Raw genomic sequence first — 21,049 nt, forward strand, 5'->3', positions numbered from 1 at the left:
TGCGGCGACGCTCATGCTTCCTCCTGCTGGACTACCCCCATTCTAGAGGCAGGATCAGACAAGAAACAAGCACATGTTCGAATACGTGACCAAGGTCCGCGGGCGGTCAGGACTTCTGGCTCGACGCGCACCGCACACACCGCGTGGTGGCCGGCAATGCCTCCAATCGACCCTCCGCGATCGGCTCACCGCAGACACTGCACACGCCGTAGGTGCCGTCGTCGAGCCGACCCAGCGCCGCCTCCACCGCTTCGAGCCGACGTCGGGCGTTGGCGGCGGCGTGGTCGGCCTGGGTCCGCTCGAAGGCGATGGTGGAACCCTCGGGGTCGTGCTCGTCGTCGACGTTGGAGCCCTCGCGCGCGGCGACGATGCCGGCCACGTCGGCGTCGCGGACGGCGATGGCGCGCAGGAGCGACCGGCGCTCGTCGTCGAGGCGGGTGCGGTGGTCCACGTCAGGCCACCTCGCGCCGGACGCCGGCCAGGCGCAGTACCGCGGCGAGCCCCGCGTCGGTGCCGGGCCAGTGCTGCTCGATGGCGTCGGCCCCCGCGTGCCGCACGACGGACCGAAGGACGAGCGCGACGACGACCACGTCGTCGGCGTACCCGACCACGGGGATGACGTCGGGCACGAGGTCGATGGGCAGGGCCAGGTAGACGAGCAGTGCGCCGAGCCTGATGCGGACGCCGCGGGGGAGTGCGGGGTCGCGGGCGAGGCGGTGGACGAGGCGCACCAGGTCGGGGACGAGGCGGACGAGGTCGCGCAGGTCGACGTCGCGGGAGTCGCGGCGCGCGGCGAGCCACAGCACGACGACGAGCCCCAGCCAGAGCAGCACGAGGCCTCCGACGACGGCCGCGACGATGCCCCAGGTGCTCACGAACCCACGGTAGGGCGCGGGGCGGACGGCGGGCATGATCGGAGGCATGACGCTGCAGCTGAGCCTTCCCGACGAGACGACCCGCGACCTCTTCGCCGACCTGGAGTCCGACGGCACCGCCACCCTGCACGTGTGGGACTTCGCGGGGAAGCCTCCGGCCGACGTCGTGCTCGACCTCGCGGTCCGTCCGTACCAGCTCACGGGCGACCTGTCGGTGCTCGACGCCGAGCGGGTGAAGGCGGTGCAGGCGCAGTCACTCGGCTACGACGACGCGATCGGGAACGTGCCCGACGGCATCACCTGGTGCAACGCGGTCGACGTGCACGAGGCGCCGACGGCCGAGCTGGCGGTGGCCATGACGCTGGCGTCGCTGCGCGGCCTCGACGACTTCGCGCGCAACGCCACGCGCGCCGAGGGTCGGTGGAGCAAGGACGAGGCGCGCCCCGGCGTGCTCGGCAAGCGCGTGATGCTGCTGGGCGTCGGCGGGATCGGCGAGCAGGTGGCGGCGCGGCTCGACGGCTTCGGCGTGGAGATGGTGCGCGTGGCGTCGAGCGCGCGTGACGACGACCGTGGCCACGTGCACGGCATCGACGAGGTGCACGGGCTGCTGGCCGACGTGGACGTCGTGATCGTCGCCGTGCCGTACGGCGACGCCACCCACCACCTCGTCGACGACGCGTTCCTCTCGGCCATGCGCGACGGCGCCCTGCTGGTGAACGTCGCGCGCGGCAAGGTGGCCGACACCGACGCTCTCGTGCAGCACGCCGCGTCAGGCCACGTGCGGCTGGCGCTCGACGTGGTGGACCCCGAGCCGCTGCCCGACGACCACCTGCTGTGGACCACCCCCGGCGTCTTCATCGCCCCCCACGTGGGCGGCGCGGTGGCCACGCGCCTCGGGCGCATCGAGCCCCTCGTGCGCGAGCAGGTGCGTCGGCTCGTCGCGGGGGAGCCGCTCATGAACCAGGTGGATGTGTCCTGACCCGCAGTTCGACCGTCGCCGCCGCATCGCTGGTTGAGTAGTCCGGCGAGCTTGCGAGACGGACGTATCGAAACCACTCGGCATCGGTCAAGGCACCTCGGTCGATGTTCGGTCCAGCATCGGTCTCGGCTGGCGTCCCTGGGATCCCGACGTACGGTGGAAATTGAAGGTTTGACCACTTCCCACCCACTTCAGGAGGACCTGTGCAGCAGCGCACCATCGGACCCGTGACCGTCAGCGCGATCGGCCTCGGCGGCATGCCGATGTCCATCGAGGGGCGGCCCGATCGCGAGCGCTCCATCGCCACGATCCACGCCTCGCTCGACGCCGGCGTGAACTTCATCGACACCGCCGATGCCTACCACCGCGACGCCGGCGAGGTCGGCCACAACGAGTCGCTCATCGCGGAGGCGCTCAAGAGCCACTCGGGCGGCCAGGACGTGCTCGTCGCGACGAAGGGCGGCCACCTGCGCCCCGGCGACGGCTCGTGGACGCAGAACGGACGCCCCGAGTACCTCAAGGAGGCGGCGAAGGCGTCGGCGCAGCGGCTCGGCGTCGAGTCGATCGGCCTCTACCAGTTCCACCGCCCCGACCCGGACGTCCCGTACGCGGAGTCCGTGGGCGCGCTGAAGGAGCTGCTCGACGAGGGTGTCATCCAGCACGCGGGCATCTCGAACGCGACGGTCGCGCAGATCGACGAGGCCAACCAGGTGCTCGGCGGCAAGCTGGCGTCGGTGCAGAACCAGTTCAGCCCGGCGTTCCTGTCGAGCCGTGACGAGCTGAAGCACTGCGCCGAGATCGGCGTCGCGTTCCTGCCGTGGAGCCCGTTCGGTGGCATCAAGAAGGCCGGCGACTTCGGCTCGGACCACTCCGCCTTCCAGCAGGTGGCCGACGCCCGCGGCGTGAGCCCCCACCAGGTCGCGCTCGCCTGGCACCTCGCCCAGGCCCCCGTCGTCGTCCCGATCCCCGGCGCCTCGCGCCCGGAGTCGGCGAAGAACTCCGCCGAGGCGGCTGACCTCGAGCTCACCGACGACGAGCTCCAGACGATCGAGTCCGGCCTCAGCGCCTGACCCGAAGCACAGCCCGATGCGGCCCTCGACCTCACGCAGGTCGGGGGCCGCGTCGCGTTCAACCCGCCTTGCAGCGGGAGATATCGTGACGGGCCCCGTCGCGCTCCCGTTGATTGATGCAGCGCCGCAGCAGCGCGAACTCGGTAGAGTCCGGGTCGCAGTTCTCGAGAGCTTGGATTACTCCGTGTCGCGCGCGCTCGTCGTCGAGGACCCCGTGCCAAACAGCCCACTGGGGAAGATCGAGAAGCCCGAGTGCCGCCACCTCGAACTCGTCCTCGAACAGCCGCAGGTATCGACGGTCGTGCAGATGCCGGAGGGGGTCACCGTCCTCGGCAAGAATCCGGTCGTCATCGATCTGCCAGAAGCGTTGAACGTAGAGATGTCCGAACTCCGCTCGCAGAGTTCGCCTCTGCTCCTTTAGTTGCCAAACGACGAGTCCAACTCCTAGTACCGCTACCAGAAGAGTCCCCAAGTTCATCAGGCTCGCCGCATCCATGGGACGAGAGTAGTAATCGAGTCGTTCGTCGAGGCCGGCGAAGAGAAGTCAGGCGCGTTGTCGTGCTCTTGCGATTCGATCTCCGTGGGGCTTTGGCCTGCGCATGACACGCTGACCCCGTGCCCGACCTGACCATCACGCCGGAGATCGAGCGCGCGCTCGAGCTGCTCGAGTCGGGCAGCCACCTGTTCCTCACCGGCAAGGCGGGGACGGGCAAGTCGACGCTGGTGCGGCACTTCCTCGCCACCACCGAGCGTCGGGTGGTGGTGGCCGCGCCCACGGGCATCGCGGCGCTGAACGTCGAGGGTTACACGATCCACCGGTTGTTCGGCTTCCGTCCGACGACGACGCTGGACGACGTGCGCTCCGGCACCTACCGACCCGGTCGGTTCACGAAGGCCATCCGGGGTCTGCAGACGCTGGTGGTCGACGAGGCGTCGATGGTGCGCGCCGACGTCTTCGACATGGTGGAGGCGGCGCTCCGACGGTTCGGTCCCCGCGAGGGCGAGCCGTTCGGTGGCGTGCAGGTCGTGCTCGTGGGCGACCTGCTGCAGCTGCCGCCGATCGTCGGCGACCGCGAGACGGAGTTCTTCCGCACGCACTATGAGACCGAGTACTTCTACTCCGCGCACTCCTTCGAGCGCGAGGCGTTCCCGACCGTCGCGCTCACCACGGTGTTCCGCCAGCTCGGCGACGACCGCCTGACGTCGCTGCTGAACGCCGTGCGCGAGGGCGTGCTGCTGGAGGCCGCGCGGGCCGAGCTGAACACGCGCGTCGACGCCGACTTCGAGCCGCCCGAGGACGAGCTGTGGCTGACGCTGGCGCCGTCGAACTCGATCGTCACATCCCGCAACCGCCAACGTCTGGAGCGGCTGCCCGGCGAGGCCGTCACGCACGTCGCGCGGGAGAGCGGCGACGTCGGCGGCTTCGACCCGCCGACGGACTCGGTGCTGCACCTCAAGGTCGGCGCGCAGATCATGATGCTGACCAACGACCCGAGCGACCGGTGGGTCAACGGGTCGCTCGGCCGCATCGTCGACATGGCCATGGTCGACGGTGAGCGAGAGCTGGACGTGGAGCTGGCCGACGGGTCCGTCGTCACGGTCGGCGCGTACACGTGGGAGGTCACGCGGCCGGTCGTCGACGGCGGCTCGCTGAGCCGCGAGGTGGTGGGCACCTACACGCAGCTGCCGTGCCGGCTGGCGTGGGCGATCACGATCCACAAGAGCCAGGGCCAGACGCTCGACCGGCTCGTCGTCGACCTCACGGGCGGCGTGTTCGCCACCGGCCAGGTGTACGTGGCGCTGAGCCGCGCGACGTCGATGGCGGGTCTGGTGCTGCGCAAGCCGATCGAGCCGCGGCACCTGCGCACCGACCGTCGGGTCACGCGGTTCCTGTCCGGTTCCGTCGCTCGCACCGCGCCCGACCGATTCGCCGCCCTGGGCGTCTGCTTCGTCGGCGACGAGGGGACGTTCTCCCGACCGCGTCCGATCGAGCTGGCCGTCGCGTTCGACGACGGCACGGCGGTGAGCACGCTCGTGAACCCCGAGCGCGACCTGGCCGACGCCCGCGCGCGGTTCGCCATCACTGCCGACGACGTGCTGCTCGCGCCCACGCTGCCGGAGGCCTGGGCGGTGCTCGCTCCGTTGCTCGAGGGCGTGACGCCGGTGGGGGTGCGGGTCGACGACGCGCTGGCCAAGATCGACTTCGAGCTCAAGCGGCTGAAGCACGTGGTGCCGATGCCGTTCGGCGTGGAGGTGCCGTACGGCGCGCTGTCGTCCGATGGGCGCGTGGCGGAGTCGTCGGGGCGGGCGGCCGATCGCGCCCGCGCCGCGCTGGAGGCGTTCAGGTCCCTCAACGAGGCCGGGGCCACGACTCCCTCGGGCACACCCTTCGAGCCGGCCGAGAGCCTGCCCGACCCCAGTTACCTGCTCACCCGCGACCCCGACCTCGCCCCGCCGTCGACCGACCGACTCCCGACGCTCTCGGCACTGGTGGAGGCGAGCACGATCATCAGCTCGGCCCTGCTCGACGGCTCTGCCCCCGCCGGGGCGTCCACGCCGCCCGCCGTGGTGGCCGAGTCCGTGTCGGCGCGGCTGGCCAACGTCGCCACCAAGGCGTCGCGGCTCTCCGACCAGCTGGTCGAGCGCCTGCGGACGGTGGAGACGCTGCTCGGCGAGCGCTTCGTCGACGACCTGGTCGCTGCGGTCAACGAGGCGAACCCGGCCGCGTCCGACGTGCTGCAGGCGGGAGTGCGGGTGTGCTTCACCGGCACGGCCACCTCGCCGTCGGGGCGGATGTACGAGCGCGACGAGATGGAGCGCCTCGCCCGCGACGCCGGCCTCGTCCCCGCCACCAACGTGACGAAGACGAAGTGCGACCTGCTTGTCGTCGCCGAGGTCGGCACGCAGTCGGGCAAGGCGCGCAAGGCCCGCGAGTACGGCAAGCCGGTGATCTCGGCCGACGAGTTCTTCGCCTGGGTCGGCGTCGACTGACGCGTCCCCGCCTAGGCTGGCCCCGCGCTCCCGTAGCCCAATGGCAGAGGCAGGCGGCTTAAACCCGCCCCAGTGTGGGTTCGACCCCCACCGGGAGCACAGGCGTCACTCGCGGCGAAATGACGCCGCCATCAGCTGTCAACCCGGGAGGAGACTCGCTATTCCTCTACGTCTACCCCTGAGGCCTTCAAGATTGCTCCCAGATTCGGAAAGCCGAATATCTGCTTGCTGAGATCAACTGCTCGAAGTTTCTCCTTGATCTGTGCGTTGGACAAAGCCCACAACGCACGACGCTCTGCTCGAGATGCGCCAGGCTTCACTAGCCCAAATGCAACTTCAAGTGGCACCCCCACTGAGACTATTTCCACGACAGGCGATTCGCCCTCGAGGGCTTCAAGCGCGTCGTCCACGTCCCCCCGCAGGTTGGTTGCCAGAGACGTGTCGTCGAGAACCATCGTCACTCGCGCGGGTCCTCCTAGTGTTGGAAGGACGGCGCTCATGAGTGGGACCATGTTCAGCTTCCCTGCTGTAGGAACAATTGGACCACTCGAATGTGCTTGAAACGCCTCACGTCCGATCCGCAGTACTCGAGCGTCGAACTGGCTTTGAACGAAGATGACATCTGCGCCGTTTGGAATCGATTGCCTTCCGTTCAGAGGGGCAAAGGGTGTGCCCGAATCGCCAGCCGCCCGCAGCTTGTAGGCCAAGGCATCGCGGAAGGTTGTGGGTCCTTCGACGATCGCCCGGACGTCCTCGCCGTCGGCGAGCACGATGTTCAAGTCCTTGCCCGCCACCAGAGCGTCAACTGTGTCCTCACTGAAGCCGGCCATGCTGATGAACAGACCTAGGGTTCCGACCAATTTTCCGTCAACCTTCCCGCGGAACTGGTAGACGCTCGAAGCTGGGTGAGGGTCTCGAGTCCATTTCGCCTCGATGAGGATGGTTCGCCCCTCGAACCAGATGGATCCATCGATCTCTTCACCGCGGGGCCGGTAAGAAAGCCGAGGTTGGAGACCGGCCTCCTCGAAAGCTGCCGAAAGGATCCTCTCGAACTGTCGCCCACGCGCCCGCTTATGAACTCCCCCCGCGTCCGACGGCAGGGCCTCAGCCCGCCGGAACTCTGCGCGCCAATTAAGAAGCCGAGTTTTGCCCATGCTCATTGAGCACTTCTATCAGTCCTCGTGCTTGTCCGACGTAAGACCGGACTCAACCTGTGTTCGAGTTGCCCGGTGCCTCACCTGCCTGCCCGCCCCGCCCGCTGAAAGGTAGGAAACCGGGAGCACAAGGCGCGCTCCGTGACAGACGAGCAGTTGCGGTGGTTCGTCGCACGGTAAAGGCGCGCGGATGGTGACAGATCCGGATGTCCCCGGACCGCTTGGGCGAAACGCTAAACACCCGACGTACGCGTGGGACGCGATCCTCCTCCAATCTTGACGTCAGAAGACCGGCGTTCGAATCCGATGGGTCGACATCAGCAAGCTCCCACGGCAGTCCCGGCTGGCCCAAGACTCCAACTGGGTAGACGCTTCTAGGTTCGGCACAGATTGCCGAGCCCTGTCACCGAGCACCCATAACCTAGACCTATGACCGACGATTCCCGCTGGCAGGCCGCTGCGTGCCACCCTGACTTGCAGGCAGCGCTAGCCGACGATGACGCTGGGACTCTCCTCATGGGCAGTCCTCTCAGGGCTATCGCAGATGACCACGATGCTGACGAGGATGTCCGTTACGTTTCAGGTCTCCTTGCGAAGGTCGCTTGGTTCATGCCGAACGGGGACGACTGGACCAACCCCTACGGCCCTTTCGCGACGGTCGGCGACCGGCAAAGCCCCATTCCCGCAGACTTCGCGGAGGCAGACCTCGCGGTGCTGGCTGAGATTGCCGACCTCATCCCCAGCCTCATCCTTCGAAGTCGCGTCCTTGACGTCCTCGCTATTACTGGAGACCCTGCGCTTCGCTCGACGCGACATGCCGCACAGCTCCGAGCGCTGGCCGACCACGGAGTGACGAGTGAGGCGATGACACACGCCGCCGAACAGTGGGACCGCGGACTTGCGGTCGCCGTTCGCTTCCGTGGCGTCGCGTCGTTGCAGCTCAACGAGATCGAGCGCCAACTCGTCGAAGCCGCAACCACATCCACTGACGGCGCACTCGCGGTGCGCGCGGCGCGGATGCTCGGCGACCATCGGCTTGGACGACAGCAAGCGGCGGCGATTGCAGCGCACCTTGCTGAGGATGCTAACGGCGTCGAGTCAATCGCCGCTCAGCCCACCTTAGAGGTCGCGGCCGAGTGGTATCGGCGTGCTGGTGATCCGGAGGCGGCCGAGGACGCGACATTCGCAATCGTTCAGCGACTCATTGCTGCAGCTGATGCATCTGAGGCTTTCCGCGCGTCTATCCACCTGGAGCTGGCGCTCAAGATTCTCCGCACGCTGCCCCGCACCGCCCGCGAGCGCCTTGGCGCCGTGGACTTGGCGACTGACCTCGCCCGCCGAATCAGGGAGAGCGGTGCTGCGGCGATTGGCCAGATGGAAGTGATTAGCACGGAGAGCGGCGACATCGGCGACCACGTCACTGAGTTGCTAGACGTAATTCGTAGCGATGATGCAGTCGAGTCGGTCCGCCGCTTCGCAGGCATTCAGGCTTTCGCGAGCCTGTCGGCGGCGCGGACAGAAGCGGAGCAGCGATCCTCGCTCTTGTCATTCATAGGGCGGCGGACTCTCACCTCTGACGGGCGCACCGTGTATCGCTCGCCTGAGAGCGATGACGCCAGGATCTATGGTGAGAAGGCGGCCACCTGGGAAGGGATGATCGAGCACTACCAGTTGCGGGTCAACCTTCTCGGCGGAATCGTGCTGCCGAGGGCGTGGAGACAGGTGTCCTCCGATCATCGACTTCACATCGGTGACTTTCAGGCCCTTGCTGCGGGCAGCTCCATCGTGCCGAGCTCGCACGAGAGGGTCTTCGCACAGGGACTGCACTATGGGTATAGCGGAGACTTCGGAGCCGCGGTGCACTTACTAGTGCCCGCAATCGAAGCACTAGTGCGACTCCACCTCGCGAATGCCGGCGAGCGCACCAGCGCAATCGGTGCCGACGGCAATGAGAACGAGATCGGCCTCTCTGCGCTCATGGAGAACAACCAGAGCGTCGACATATTCGGAGAGGACGTTGTGTTTGAACTTCGTGCACTGATGTGCGGACCCATCGGCCCGAACCTTCGCAACGAAGTCGCGCATGGACTGCTGGGCGACAGAGTGTTTTCCTCAGGGGTCAGCGTCTACCTCTGGTGGTTCACACTCAAGCTCGTATTCATGCCCTACTGGAACGCGCTGCACGATCCAGAGGCGGCCGAAGCGCGCGAGCCAGCCGCCCCGGAATAGGGGTCGGACTAGGTCCGTCGTATCAGCGGAATCGGCAAGTTCGTGGCCGTACTGTTTTGACCCTCGCCGGTGGCAGCACTCACCGGCAAGCATTTGGATCGAAGATCCGAGTGTCGGCTGCATTTCTCACCGTGGGGAGCACATGACATCGGGCACGTCGCCCAGGGGGAGGACGTTACGTGGGGAAGGACGCAAGGAAGCGACGAGAGCGGCGCCGCCGGACCGGGCAGGAGCCGTTCAGTCTCAACGAATGGATTGACGCGTTGCCGAACATTTCCCCAGCGCCCGCCGTGGACGATGCGACTTACCCGAACGCTGACGCCCTTCTCGCCAAAGTCATCGACCACTACTTGAACTCCAGCAAGTACAACGGCCTCCCTTTCGGCGAATCCGCTGGGCCGCACAAGAACGCAGAGCAACTCGTTCACGATGGGTTAATCCAGGTCGTCACGTCAACTGACTACCTTAATACGCACATCCGGCCGTGGGTGAAAGACGACGTCGAGCGCCAGGTCACCGAACTGATTCGCGTGGCAGCGGGTGGCCTGGCCGGATGCCTTTACCCGACCCCGAAGGCTATGGAGGCACACGCCCCTGCCCTCACCCACACGCATCCATACCGCGACCGAATGACGATGGGAAGCGGCACCCTCGAACTCGCATTCTTCGACTTGGCCGCTCTTGAGGGGTACGTCAACGACCCGGATTTCACATTCGAGTTCGGCGATGACGGGTTCACGTTTTCGACGGCGCCGGCCTCCGACTACGAGGCCGACGACCTGCTCAGTCTCGAGGCCGGGTACGCGTACGACCACACCGTCGACTACCGCGGCGACGAAGCGATCCGCCGGTACTGGACCGCGTTCCTCTGCGACCTCGTCGACCTTCCGGCGCGACACCAGACCCGGCTGTCGACGTTCGAACGCGGTGATAAGGATCTGTCGCCCCACCCAGACTGGTGGCAACGCCACATCGGCGGTCGCTGGCTCGACCACATCGGTCCATTCACCAAGATCCTGTGTGAACTGAAAGCGATCAACGAGTTGTGGAACCTCGCTTTCGACGCCGACCTCTTCGCAACCGTAGATCGTCCGCGAGCCTGGGGTTGGGTTCTGCGGCCTACGACCGGATCCTGGAACGACTTCATCCTTCTCACCGACAAGCTGCTATCGGACAACCTCCGGTCGAGCGGACTCGACGCCGCCGGCGCGCCGAGGGAGGACGCGAAAGGCAACCTCCTGGGGACGCTCGGACGGCTGCAGGAGCTGATCCTCGCCGCGAGCAGTACCGCCACCGTAGAAGGCGTCCGAGGCGTACTCGACCCCCTTCGTCAGGTGCGAAAGGAGCGGCAAGTCCCAGCGCACAAGCTCGCGGACACGGTCGCCGATGGCAACGTAGTCAACAGGCAACGCGACCTGCTCCGAGACGTCGCCTTTTCGCTGGACGCGATCCGTCTCTTCGCTCAAACCCATCCCGCTGTCCGCTCCGCAGCCTGGGAGCCGCCGCCGTACCTGAACAACTGGCAGTGGCTGTAGGCCTGTTAGAGGCCGATCCCGCGACCCCGAGACGTCGTAGGTGTTGCTTCCGCACTCGCCAGCGAGGGTGGCGCACCCCATGCCAGTCGGCCGCTTAGGGCCGTTCCACGCCGGGTTCGCACCGACGACGTTACGGCGTCGCGGTGGCTGCGCTTCGTCATCTTGGAAGGAGTGACGCGGGTCTGCCCGGGCGGAAGGCGGCTGAGGAGCAAAATCCTCGGCAATAGGCTGCTCAGAGGGATCGTTCCCGAGCCTGGACTGTCACTACGAGACGTGTCCGGTGGGGCTGGTCACACCGGCGCGCAGAAGGCGACAGTTTTGAACCCTCACGAGATCAGGAAGCTGATCGTTGGACCTGCCATCAGCGGCAGGGGCGACCCTATCGCCGGGCGCCCCCGCGTTCGTGGATCAAACTGCGACGCCCTCCGGCCCATCCGTAGCGAGCTCGTCGTGCTTGACGTTGAGCAGGAGCCAGATGATGGCCGAGGCGGTCCAGATCATGAAGGCGCCGACGAGGAACGCGTTCGTCGCGCCCTCGGTGAAGGCGGCCTGGCCGATGAGCTGGTTGAGGCGCTCCGCGACGTCGGGCGCGGGTGCGCCCCCTGAACCTGACGCCGCCTGGATGGCACCGCCGATCTCCTCGCCACGGTTGGTGGAGAAGTGCAGGGCCACGGTCGACAGGGCGGCCAGGCCGATGGCTCCACCGACCTGCTGCATGGTGTTGAGCACGCCCGAGCCGATGCCGGACTCCTCCGACGGGATGCCGTGCACGGCCACCAGGGTCATGGTCACGAAGACCAGGCCCATGCCGAAGGCCATCAGGACGATGAACGGTGCGATGGCGGTCCAGTAGTTCACGTCGTCGCTCAGGGACCCGCTCCCGCCGGCGATGCGCAGCAGGTTGGCGGGGCTGTCGTCCACGCTGATCCGCGAGAAGCCGAACAGGGCGATGCCGGCCAGGATGGTGCCGACCCCGGCGATGAACCGGGGGTCGATGCGGGCGATCAGCTTCGACGACAGGGTGGCACCGAAGACGATGCCGACCGTGAACGGCAGGAACGCGAAGCCGGTGTGAAGCGGGCTGTAGCCGAGCACGTTCTGCACGAACAGCGACAGGAAGAAGAACATCGCGAACATGGCCGCCGGCGTGATCATCATGGACGCGAACGCCACCGAGCGGGCACGGCTGGCGAAGATGCTCAGGGGCAGCAGCGGGCTCTTGACGGACCGCTCGATCACGATGAAGCCGACGAGCAGCACCGCCGAGACGACCAGCGACACGATGGTCGAGGTGTCACCCCAGCCGTAGCGCTCGTCGCCGGCCCGGGAGAGGCCGAAGACCAGCGCGGCCAGGCCGAGGGTGCCGCTGAGCGCGCCCGGGATGTCGAGAGCGAGACGCTGCGGCTTGCTCTCGGGCAGGAACCGCGGTGCGAGGAACGCGGCCACGAGGCCGATCGGCACGTTGATGAGGAACGTCAGCCGCCAGCCCTCGAGGCTGCCCAGCTCCAGCCCGGTCAGCCAGCCGCCGAGGATCAGGCCGATCGCGGCGCCCACACCCGACAGGGCGGCGTACACGCTGAAGGCGCGGTTGCGCAGGGGGCCGGCGGGGAAGGTGGTGGTGATCAGCGCCAGGGCGGCGGGCGCGGCCATGGCCGCACCGACGCCCTGCAGCCCACGCGACGCGAGCAGCATCGGCTCGTTCTGGGCGAGGCCACCGAGCGCCGACGCGACGGCGAAGACGATGAGGCCGGTGATGAAGATCCGACGCCGTCCGTACAGGTCGGCCAGGCGACCGCCGAGGAGCAGCAGGCCACCGAACGCGAGGGCGTAGCCCGTCACGATCCACTGCAGGTTCGCCTCGCCGATCCGCAGGTCGGCCGCGATGTAGGGCAGGGCGATGTTGGCGATCGTCGCGTCGAGCACGACCATCAGCTGCGCGATGCAGATGATGACCAGCGCCCAGCCCAGCTTGCGGTTGGTCTCGGGAGGGAGGTCCTCGGGTTGGACGGGGTGGCTCCCGGTGTCGGGGGTGGTGTCGGTCATGAGGGGTCCTTGGGGGTCTGGTCGGGGGAGTGGCGCAGGACGGCGGGGAGGATCACCTGGTCGATGACGGAGGTGATCCTCTCGGGCGTGGGCACTTCGCCCATGACGAACTCGCGGTGCAGGACGATGCCGGCCAGGGCCGACCCGACGATGTCGAGATCGACGTCGTCGCGGATCTCGCCGCGCTCACGCGCGCGGACGAACATCTCTCGCGTCAGCTCGACCTTGGGGCCCAGGAAGCGGGAACGGAAGCCGTCGGCGAACTCGGCGTCACGGCCGAGCGCCGTGAGCACGGCGCTGAAGATGGCGATCTGGCGTGCGTCGGTCAGGCCTCCGCGGCCGCAGTGCGAGGCGATGAGATCGCCGCGCAGGCTGCCGGTGTCGGGGAGGACGGGGAGGGGGCCCTTCTGGGCGAGGACGGCCTCCAGGACGAGGCTCGCCTTGGTGTCCCACCGGCGGTACAGCGTGGCCTTGGACGCCCGAGCGGCCGTGGCCACGGCGTCCATCGTCAGCCGGTCGTAGCCGACGTCGGCGAGTACGTCGAGCGCCGCCTCGAGGATCTCGCGCTCACGCTCGCCCTCCACGCGAGGACGGGCGGCGGCTGCGGCTTCTGCCGGGGTCATGGTGCTCCTGGTGCGCGACGAAACATGGATGAAACGGAACGGTACCGTTCCATTCGATGGTACGGACATGTTTCATCGGAGCGCAAGTGCTTTCCGGCAACGATCTGCCGACGGTGGGACGAACGGCCGGGCGCCCGGCCCCTGCTCAGCGAGCTCTGGTCCTCGCAGGGGCCGCAGGCGGGCGTGGGGCTCGTCGGCTACGCGTCCCGCCGGCGTCGGCCGACGGTCAAGGCAGCTCCAGCGAGGAGGAGCAGGGTGCCGAGGACCGGTAGCCCGAGATTCGGACCGCCGGTGTCGGGGAGGGCCGAGGCGGCGGGGTTGGCGGGAGTGCCGTTGCCGTTGCCGCTGCCCGCACCGCCGGCTCCACCATCGGTCCCGTCGCCACCGTCGATCGGATCTGTGCCGTCGCCACCGTCAACTGGATCTGTGCCGTCGCCGGGATCGGTGACGGCGGGGTCGTCGTCGAGGATCGTCACCGTCGCGCCGGCGTCGTCGAGGGTGGCGCCACCCGTGGCGTCGGCCAGGCTGAGCGCGATGGTCTCGTCCGGCTCGTCGACGTCGTCGTCGGTGGTCTGGACCGTGAAGGTCCGTGAGGTGACGCCGTCGGCGAAGGTCAGGGTGCCGGTGGTGGGGGTGTACCCGTCAGCCGCGGCGGCTCGAGCTGCCCGGGCAGTCGGGTCGTCGGTCGCGTAGGTGAGCGAGACGCTGCCGTCGCTGCCGCCGGTACGGGTCACGGTGATCGTGGCTGCCTCACCCTCCTGGACCGGGTAGTCCTGGGCGGAGAAGCCGAGGGTTCCCGGCTCGACCGGCGGCTCGGGCTCCTCCTCGTCGTCGTCATCGGTGATCGTGAGGGTCGCGTCGCCGTCGCCGATGGTGGCGCCGCCGGTGGGGTTCGACAGGGTCAGGTCGACGGTCTCGTCGGCCTCCACCCGGGTGTCCTGCGTGGTGTCGACCTCGAAGGTCTTCGACGTCTCACCGTCCGCGAAGGCGAGCGTGTCGGACGCCGACGCGTAGTCGTCGGAGTCGGCGGTCCCGTTGCTGGTCGCGTAGTCGACGGTCACGTCGCCGTCCGTGCCACCGATGCGCTCGACGGTGACGGTGGCGGTGCCGCCCTCGTCGACGTCGGTGTTGGTGACCGCGAAGCCGACGGCGCCCGGTTCCACGGGGGGCTCGGGCTCCTCGTCGTCGTCGTCGATGATCGTGACGGTCGCATCGGCGTCGCCGAGCGTGGCGCCACCGCCGGGGTTCGACAGCTCCAGCTCAACGGTCTCGTCGGACTCGACGGAGCTGTCCTGGGTGGTCGCGACCGTGAAGGTCTTGGTCGTGTCACCGTCGGCGAAGGTCAGGGTGCCCGAGGCCGACGTGTAGTCGCCGGACCCTGCCGTCCCATCGCTGGTGGCGTAGCCGACCGTGACGTTGCCGTCGGATCCGCCGGTGCGCTTGACGGTGACGGTGGCGGTGCCGCCCTCGTCGACGTCGGTGTTGGTGACCGCGAAGCCGACGGTGCCCGGTTCCACGGGGGGCTCGGGCTCCTCGTCGTCGTCGATGATCGTCAGCGTCGCGCCGGCGTCGCCGAGGGTGGCTCCGCCCGTCGGGTCCGAGAGGGTCAGGTCGACGGTCTCGTCGGACTCGACCGCCGTGTCCTGCGTGGTCTCGACCGTGAAGGTCTTGGTCGTCTCACCGTCCGCGAACGCGAGCGTGCCAGTGGCGGGGGTGTAGTCGCTCGATCCGGCGGTCCCGTTGCTGGTTGCGTAGTCGACGCTCACGGAGCCGTCGGTCCCGCCGGTGCGGTCGACGGTGACGGTCGCTGTGCCGCCCTCGTCGACGTCGACGTCCGAGGTCGCGAAGCCGAGAGCACCCGGCTCCGGCGGTGCGGCCACCTGGACGACCGCCGTCGCCGCGTCGTTCGTCGGGTCGGGGTCGACGCCCCCGCCCTCGACGGTGGCGGTGTTCGACACCGTGCCCGCCCGGGTGGCGGTGACGACGATCTCGACGGTCTTCGACGTCGCGCCGAAGATCTGACCCAGGTCGCAGGTCACGGTGCCCGAGACCTCCGTGCAGGCGTCGGAGGTGCCCTCGCTCTTGAAGGTCACCCCATCGGGCAGCTCGTCGATCGCTGCGACCCGGAAGGCCGAGGTGTTGTCGGTGTTGTTGTTCATCACCTCGAGCTCGTAGGTGATGTCGTCGCCGACCTCAGCCTGCAGCACCCCTGCGGACTTCCTGATGGACAGGTCGGCCGGGGAGAACGGGTCCTGCACGAGCGTGGACGCCGTGGAGGAGTTGTTCGTCGGGTCCGGGTCGGCCGTATCGCCAGCGACCGTCGCGGTGTTGGAGACCCGACGCACCACGTCGGAGATGATGACGATCTCGGCCGTCTCGGTCGCGTCGCCGGCGACGGTGCCGAAGTCGCACGTCACCACCCGCTGCAGGAAGTCCGGCTGGCAGGCCGACGACGTCCCGGCGGACTTGAAGCGCGTGCCGTCGGGCAGCACGTCGGTCGCCTTGACCTCGGCCGCAGCATCCGCCCCGTTGTTGGTGACGGCGATCTTGTAGACGAGGTCGGCGCGATACACCACCCGGTCGGGTGCGGTCTTGACGATCGACAGGTCCGTCGGCGGCGGCGGGGTCCGGACCACCGTGGTCGCGGTGGAGGAGTTGTTGGCCGAGCTCGGGTCGTCAAGGTCGCCCTGGATCGTCGCGGTGTTGGACACCGTGCCGACCTGGTCGGCCGTGACGCCGATGGTCACGTTCTTGATCCGTCCGGGCTCGTAGTCACCGGCGTCGCAGGTGACGGTGCCCGCGTCGTTCGTGCACTCCGGAGAGGTCGTGTCGGGGTCGAAGGTGACTCCGTCGGGCAGCACGTCGGTGATCGTGACGTCGCTCGCGGTGTCGGGGCCGGCGTTGTAGCTGCCGATCTTGTAGAGGAAGCCGTCGCCGTCGTCCACCCGGGTGGGGGCCTGCACGGAGACCGACAGGTCGGCCGAGGGGTCGGTCGGCGGGGGCGGGTCGGCCGACTCGACCTCGGTGGAGATCTCGATGTAGTCGTTGTCCGGATTGGGATCGGGCTGGGGACCCTTGAACAGGCTCCCGGAGGCCACCTGGGGCCTGATCCTGAGGGGCCTCACCACGACGGTCGCCGTCTCCGTCGCGCCGGCGGCGACCTCGCCGAAGTCACACTCCACCGATGGTTCTCCGGGCAGCAGGACACGGCAGAACGACGACGTCTTGCTGGGGTCGAGGACGACCTCGTTGCCCGTCACGTTCCGCACGAACAGGGAGGGCTTCACTGCCGTCGCGGTGGTGCTCGAGAAGTTGGTGACGCCGAAGGTGTACGTGAGGTCGGAACCGACCTTCACCGGTTCGGGAGTCGCCGTCAACGACAGGCCCAGGTCGACGCCCGGCGGAGGCGGGACGTTGACCGAGTAGGTGGCCGGAGCCGACCTGGTGAGCGGGATCTCGCCGTACAGGTCGTCGAAGATGGCCACGATCGCGTGGTCGGAGCCGTAGGGGAGCGAGCCGGCCCGGACGCGCTTGACGTAGGTGCCGTCCTGCGAGCTGGTGACGAAGTCGCCGGTGATGTTGGAGCACGGGCAGGCATCGGGCGCGCTGGGACTCGTCGATCCGTTGGCCTTGGTGTAGTCGACGAAGCGGATCTGGCCGACCGGGGCGACGCCGGTCGACGTCGTCACCTTGGTCGTCAGCGTCACCATCGTGTCGGGGTCGACCTTGCCGCTGGGGCTCGCGGTCACGGTGACGTTGGCCGAGACCGGCCCGCCGGGCCACGTGGCGGTCACGAGACCGCGTCCGTCCTTCTCACCCTGGATGTCGAGACGGTCCTCGGGCAGGGGGTAGGCGTCCTCCTGCCCGCCGGTCTTCGACGAGGTGTCGGTGGCTCGCGGCGTGATGTAGCCGCTTCCGCCGCCGCCCCCCGACGGATCGAAGGCCCCGACGACGGCACCGCTGCCGCCCCCGCCGAAGTATCCGCCCCCACCGCCGGCTCCGGACTGCGCCAGTGCGATCGGGCCCGAGCCACCTGAACCGCCGAAGCCGCGCCCGGCGCTGCCGGCGTTGCCGGGCGAACGTCCTGCCTGCGTCTGGCTGCCGCCCCCGCCGCCCGAGGAGCCGATCCCGTTGTCCCCATCGAGGCCGTTGGCGCCACCGCCGGCTCCGCCCGCGTTCGTCCGGTCTGCGTTGATGCCGCCGAATCCGCCGCCACCGCCGGCCACGAGGAGGCGGTCGAGCAGGCCGTAGGTGCCCTCCCGGACGTCGGACGCGCCTCCGCCGCCGTCTCCTCCGGTGACGACGGAGCCGTTCTCGATGGAGGTGCGACCGCTGTCGCCGCCGCCGTTGAAGCCGCCGAACTGGTCGCGGTCACCACGGGCGGGGCCGCCGACGTTGATCTGGTAGTCGGCGCCGGGCGTCAGCTTGAGCGTGCCCTTGGACATGCCTCCCCAGTCACGCGAGGGGCGGAACGTGCCTGACGACCGGGCTCCGTAGACGGTGAAGGTGACGTTCGGCTGGTAGTACGGCGCCCGGAACGTGTCGGTGCCGACCGTGGCGTAGCGGCAGCCGGTGCCGTTCATGTCAGTGCCCGTGGCGCCGCAGGGGTTGGCGGTCGGGACGGCCGCCATTGGGGCCACGGCTGCTGCGATCGGTCGTGGCGCTGGGGCGGCCTGGGCGGGCGCCATCCACGTCATGGTCGAGGCGACGACGGCGACCGCGAGCGCGGCCGTCCTGGAGACTGCCCGGCGCTGCTCCATGCATGGTTCCGATCGTTGGTACCGGCCCTCGGCCCACGATCGTGCGTGCGGAGGTCGACGTGTCGTGCAGGGGACGTGACGAATCACGGTCCCCGATGGAGCGCGTCGACGTGGTCAGGCTAGTCGAGCCCGGCGGTCGCCGGGGGTGAAACTGGGACGAATGTCTTCACGTCTCATCGTCGTCGGTCGCGGGACGCGTTGGTCCGTCGGGTGGCTTGCGCCGTGCGCGGGTCGTCGGGCCACGCGTGCTTCGGGTAGCGACCGCGCAGGTCGGCCCTGACCCCCGGGTAGCCGTTGTCCCAGAAGGAGTCGAGGTCTGCCGTGACGGCGGCCGGCCGACGGGCGGGGGAGAGCAGGTGCAGCAGGAGCGGGACCCTGCCGTCCGCGAGCGTCGGTGCCGCGGTCCAGCCGAAGACCTCCTGCAGCCTGACCGCGAGCACGGGCTGCTCCTGGGAGTAGTCGATCCGCACGGTCGAGCCGCTGGGGACCTCCACCCGCTCGGGCGCCAGCTCGTCGAGCCTGGCTGCTTCGAGCCACGGCAGGAGAGCGCGGAGGGCCGCGCCGACGTCGATGCGTCGGAGGTCCTGCGCCGAGCGGACCCGCGCGAGCTGCGGACCGAGCCACGCGTCGATGTTCGTCGTCAGGGCTTCGTCGCTCACGTCAGGCCAGGGGTCGCCGAGAGCACGATGCAGGAAGTCGAGGCGGGCGCGAAGTGCTGTGGCCGCCTCCGACCACGTGAGGAGATCGATCCCCTCGCTCTCCAGGGCCTCGCGGATGGCCGCGGTCAACGCTTCGGTCGGCGGGTTCTTGATGGGGACGGACGCGAGCTCGATCGCGCCGAGCATCGTGCGTCGTCGGGCCAGCACCCTCCCGTCGGACCAGGTGACGTCGTCCACCTCGGTCCACAGCGAACCGGCCGCTTCGAGCGCCAGGTCCTCGGTGAGCGGGGCCGCCGCCCGGATGCGTGCCTCGCGCTCGCCGGATCGTCGGTCGGCGTCGCCGACGGCGAGCCACTCGAGCCCGGCGAGAGGGCTGGAGTCGCGACGGTCGAAGGCGGCGCCCGTGCCTCCCGTCATCAGGTAGCTCGATCCGCCGGGGCGCTTGCGCGCGATGCGGTCGGGGTGGGCCAGGGCCACCACCAGGCCCACGGCCACGTCGTCCGTGAGCGCTCGGGCGTCGTCCGGACCGCGCTGATCGTCGCGCTGCTCCTTCGTGATGGCCTCGAGGCGCTTGACCTGGGTGCGCCACGAGCCGGACCGGTCTCCGTTGCGCAGCGAGCGGAGTGCCGCGACGAGGTCTCCGCCGGGAGCGCGGACGTCCTCGCTGAGCATGGCGACCACTTCGGCCGCGCGCCTCGCCCCGACGAGACCGGCCCCGTCGATGAGTGCCCGCGCCAGCCGTGGATCGACGGGCACGCCGGCCATCACCCGGCCGCGGTTGGTCGCCCGGCCGTCGTCGTCGATTGCTCCCAAGTCCAGGAGCACCCGCCCGGCTGTCTCCAGTGCGTGGGCCGGTGGTCGGTCGAGCAGTGCCAGGTCGCGCACGTCGTCGCTGCCCCAGCACGCCAGCTCGAGGGTGAAGGCGGTCAGGTCCGCGGTGGCGATCTCGGGCTCCGGGTGGTCGGCCAGGTGCGCGTGCTCCTCCTTCGACCAGCAGCGCAGTACGGCGCCCGGTCCCAGACGTCCGGCGCGTCCTGCCCGCTGCTCGGCCGCCGCCTTGCTCACCGCGACGGTGACCAGCGACGACAGCCCGCGTCGGTAGTCGGTGCGCGGCTCGCGTGAGAACCCGGCATCGACGACGACGCGTACCCCGGGCACCGTCAGTGACGACTCGGCTACCGCGGTCGAGACGATGACACGGCGCCGCGGACCTTCGCTGAGTGCACGGTCCTGCTCGGCGCCGGAGAGCCGTCCGTGGAGCGGGTGCACGTCGGCCGGCACGTCGCGGAGACGTCGGATGGTCGCGTCGACCTCCCCGACGCCCGGCACGAACACCAGCACGTCGCCCTCGTGCTCCGCGAGCGCACGGCGGACGGTCGCGGCGACGTGGTCGTGGAAGGCCGGCGTGATGCCCCGGTCGTCGGTGCGACGGGACCCCGCCGGCACCGGGCACCAGACGGACTCGACCGGGTGCAGCGCGCCCGGGACGTCGATCACCGGGGCGGCTGCCGCGTCGCCGTCACCGAGCAGCGCTGCCGTCCGTCCGGCCTCGATGGTCGCCGACATCGCGACGAGCGTCAGGTCGTCGCGCAGGTTGGCCCGGACGTCGATGAGGAGAGCCAGGGTCAGGTCGGCGTCGAGGTGCCGCTCGTGCACCTCGTCGAGCACGACGGCACCGACCCCGGCCAGCTCGGGATCGTGCTGGATCCGCCGCAGCAGGAGACCGGTCGTGACGACCTCGACGCGCGTCCGACGGCTGGTCTTCCGGTCCCCGCGCACGGAGTACCCGACGGTCTCCCCGATCGGTTCGCCCAGCAGATGCGCCAGCCGTCGAGCAGCGGCGCGAGCGGCGATGCGGCTCGGCTGCGTGACGACCACCCGCCCCTCGACGGCCACGGCGACCGCGGGCGGGACCAGCGTCGTCTTGCCGGTGCCCGGCGGCGCCTGGACCACCGCTACCCCATGGCTGCGCAGCACCTCATCGAGTGCCGGCAGCCCCGCGACGACCGGGAGGTCGGGCGGTGCGGCGAGCAGGCGCTGCAGCGGGTCGGGCACGAGTGCAGTGTGCCCGAGTGACTAGTCGTAGGAACGAAGGCTCAAACGATAGCTTCAGACTAGGCAGGACGTCTGG

The 21,049-nt window shown here is 69.1% G+C and carries 13 protein-coding genes and 1 tRNA gene; 7 read left to right on the top strand and 7 right to left on the bottom strand.

Annotated elements, in window-relative coordinates:
* Positions 1-106 precede the first annotated feature (106 nt).
* The gene (locus tag RQG84_RS17165) at positions 107-451 is read right to left on the bottom strand and encodes a TraR/DksA C4-type zinc finger protein (RefSeq protein ID WP_311211029.1); all 345 of its coding nucleotides are present in this window, start codon (positions 449-451) and stop codon (positions 107-109) included.
* Between the two features lies 1 nt (position 452).
* A complete protein-coding gene (locus tag RQG84_RS17170; RefSeq protein ID WP_311211030.1) occupies positions 453-875 on the bottom strand; it encodes a DUF1232 domain-containing protein in 423 nt (140 codons plus the stop codon).
* Between the two features lie 46 nt (positions 876-921).
* On the opposite strand from RQG84_RS17170, the gene RQG84_RS17175 reads away from it, so the two are divergent.
* From RQG84_RS17175 to RQG84_RS17195, 5 genes are all read left to right on the top strand, one after another.
* Positions 922-1,854: an NAD(P)-dependent oxidoreductase gene (locus RQG84_RS17175; RefSeq protein WP_311211031.1), complete on the top strand. Its 933-nt coding sequence runs from the start codon at positions 922-924 to the stop codon at positions 1,852-1,854.
* 203 nt (positions 1,855-2,057) lie between these two features.
* The gene (locus RQG84_RS17180; protein ID WP_056553345.1) at positions 2,058-2,924 is read left to right on the top strand and encodes an aldo/keto reductase; all 867 of its coding nucleotides are present in this window, start codon (positions 2,058-2,060) and stop codon (positions 2,922-2,924) included.
* 85 nt (positions 2,925-3,009) lie between these two features.
* Positions 3,010-3,345: a hypothetical protein gene (locus RQG84_RS17185; protein WP_311211032.1), complete on the top strand. Its 336-nt coding sequence runs from the start codon at positions 3,010-3,012 to the stop codon at positions 3,343-3,345.
* Positions 3,346-3,539: 194 nt separating this feature from the next.
* The gene (locus RQG84_RS17190; protein ID WP_311211033.1) at positions 3,540-5,915 is read left to right on the top strand and encodes an AAA family ATPase; all 2,376 of its coding nucleotides are present in this window, start codon (positions 3,540-3,542) and stop codon (positions 5,913-5,915) included.
* 26 nt (positions 5,916-5,941) lie between these two features.
* A tRNA-Leu gene (locus RQG84_RS17195) sits at positions 5,942-6,014 on the top strand.
* A 59-nt stretch (positions 6,015-6,073) separates the two neighbouring features.
* On the opposite strand, the gene RQG84_RS17200 is transcribed toward RQG84_RS17195, so the two are convergent.
* Positions 6,074-7,075, bottom strand: a complete 1,002-nt coding sequence (locus RQG84_RS17200) for a restriction endonuclease (protein WP_311211034.1) — start codon at positions 7,073-7,075, stop codon at positions 6,074-6,076.
* Positions 7,076-7,498: 423 nt separating this feature from the next.
* Here RQG84_RS17200 and RQG84_RS17205 point away from each other — a divergent pair, with 423 nt between their 5' ends.
* Together RQG84_RS17205 and RQG84_RS17210 are read left to right on the top strand one after the other, a co-directional pair.
* Positions 7,499-9,298 (top strand): DUF4209 domain-containing protein, encoded by a 1,800-nt coding sequence (locus RQG84_RS17205; protein WP_311211035.1) that lies wholly within the window; start codon positions 7,499-7,501, stop codon positions 9,296-9,298.
* Between the two features lie 179 nt (positions 9,299-9,477).
* Entirely contained in the window at positions 9,478-10,833 is a 1,356-nt protein-coding gene (locus RQG84_RS17210) for a hypothetical protein (RefSeq protein WP_311211036.1), read from the top strand.
* Positions 10,834-11,241: 408 nt separating this feature from the next.
* On the opposite strand, the gene RQG84_RS17215 is transcribed toward RQG84_RS17210, so the two are convergent.
* From RQG84_RS17215 to hrpB, 4 genes are all read right to left on the bottom strand, one after another.
* Positions 11,242-12,876, bottom strand: coding sequence for an MFS transporter (locus RQG84_RS17215; RefSeq protein ID WP_311211037.1), 1,635 nt, complete (start codon positions 12,874-12,876; stop codon positions 11,242-11,244).
* Positions 12,873-13,499 (bottom strand): TetR/AcrR family transcriptional regulator, encoded by a 627-nt coding sequence (locus RQG84_RS17220; protein ID WP_311211038.1) that lies wholly within the window; start codon positions 13,497-13,499, stop codon positions 12,873-12,875. The genes RQG84_RS17215 and RQG84_RS17220 overlap by 4 nt, the downstream gene beginning before the upstream one ends.
* Positions 13,500-13,696: 197 nt before the next feature.
* Positions 13,697-18,259, bottom strand: a complete 4,563-nt coding sequence (locus RQG84_RS17225; protein WP_311211039.1) for a Calx-beta domain-containing protein — start codon at positions 18,257-18,259, stop codon at positions 13,697-13,699.
* 173 nt (positions 18,260-18,432) lie between these two features.
* Positions 18,433-20,973 (bottom strand): ATP-dependent helicase HrpB, encoded by a 2,541-nt coding sequence (gene hrpB / locus RQG84_RS17230; RefSeq protein ID WP_311211040.1) that lies wholly within the window; start codon positions 20,971-20,973, stop codon positions 18,433-18,435.
* Between the last annotated feature and the right edge of the window lie 76 nt (positions 20,974-21,049).

The organism is Aeromicrobium sp. WCS2018Hpa-31, from assembly GCF_031843905.1.
Classification (GTDB): domain Bacteria; phylum Actinomycetota; class Actinomycetes; order Propionibacteriales; family Nocardioidaceae; genus Aeromicrobium.

What these genes read in the sequence shown, in the direction of transcription:
- RQG84_RS17175 (WP_311211031.1), top strand. Translation starts at nt 922, where the DNA reads ATGACGCTGCAGCTGAGCCTTCCCGACGAGACGACCCGCGACCTCTTC.
- RQG84_RS17200 (WP_311211034.1), bottom strand. Translation starts at nt 7,075, where the DNA reads ATGAGCATGGGCAAAACTCGGCTTCTTAATTGGCGCGCAGAGTTCCGG.
- RQG84_RS17205 (WP_311211035.1), top strand. Translation starts at nt 7,499, where the DNA reads ATGACCGACGATTCCCGCTGGCAGGCCGCTGCGTGCCACCCTGACTTG.
- RQG84_RS17215 (WP_311211037.1), bottom strand. Translation starts at nt 12,876, where the DNA reads ATGACCGACACCACCCCCGACACCGGGAGCCACCCCGTCCAACCCGAG.
- RQG84_RS17220 (WP_311211038.1), bottom strand. Translation starts at nt 13,499, where the DNA reads ATGACCCCGGCAGAAGCCGCAGCCGCCGCCCGTCCTCGCGTGGAGGGC.
- RQG84_RS17225 (WP_311211039.1), bottom strand. Translation starts at nt 18,259, where the DNA reads ATGGAGCAGCGCCGGGCAGTCTCCAGGACGGCCGCGCTCGCGGTCGCC.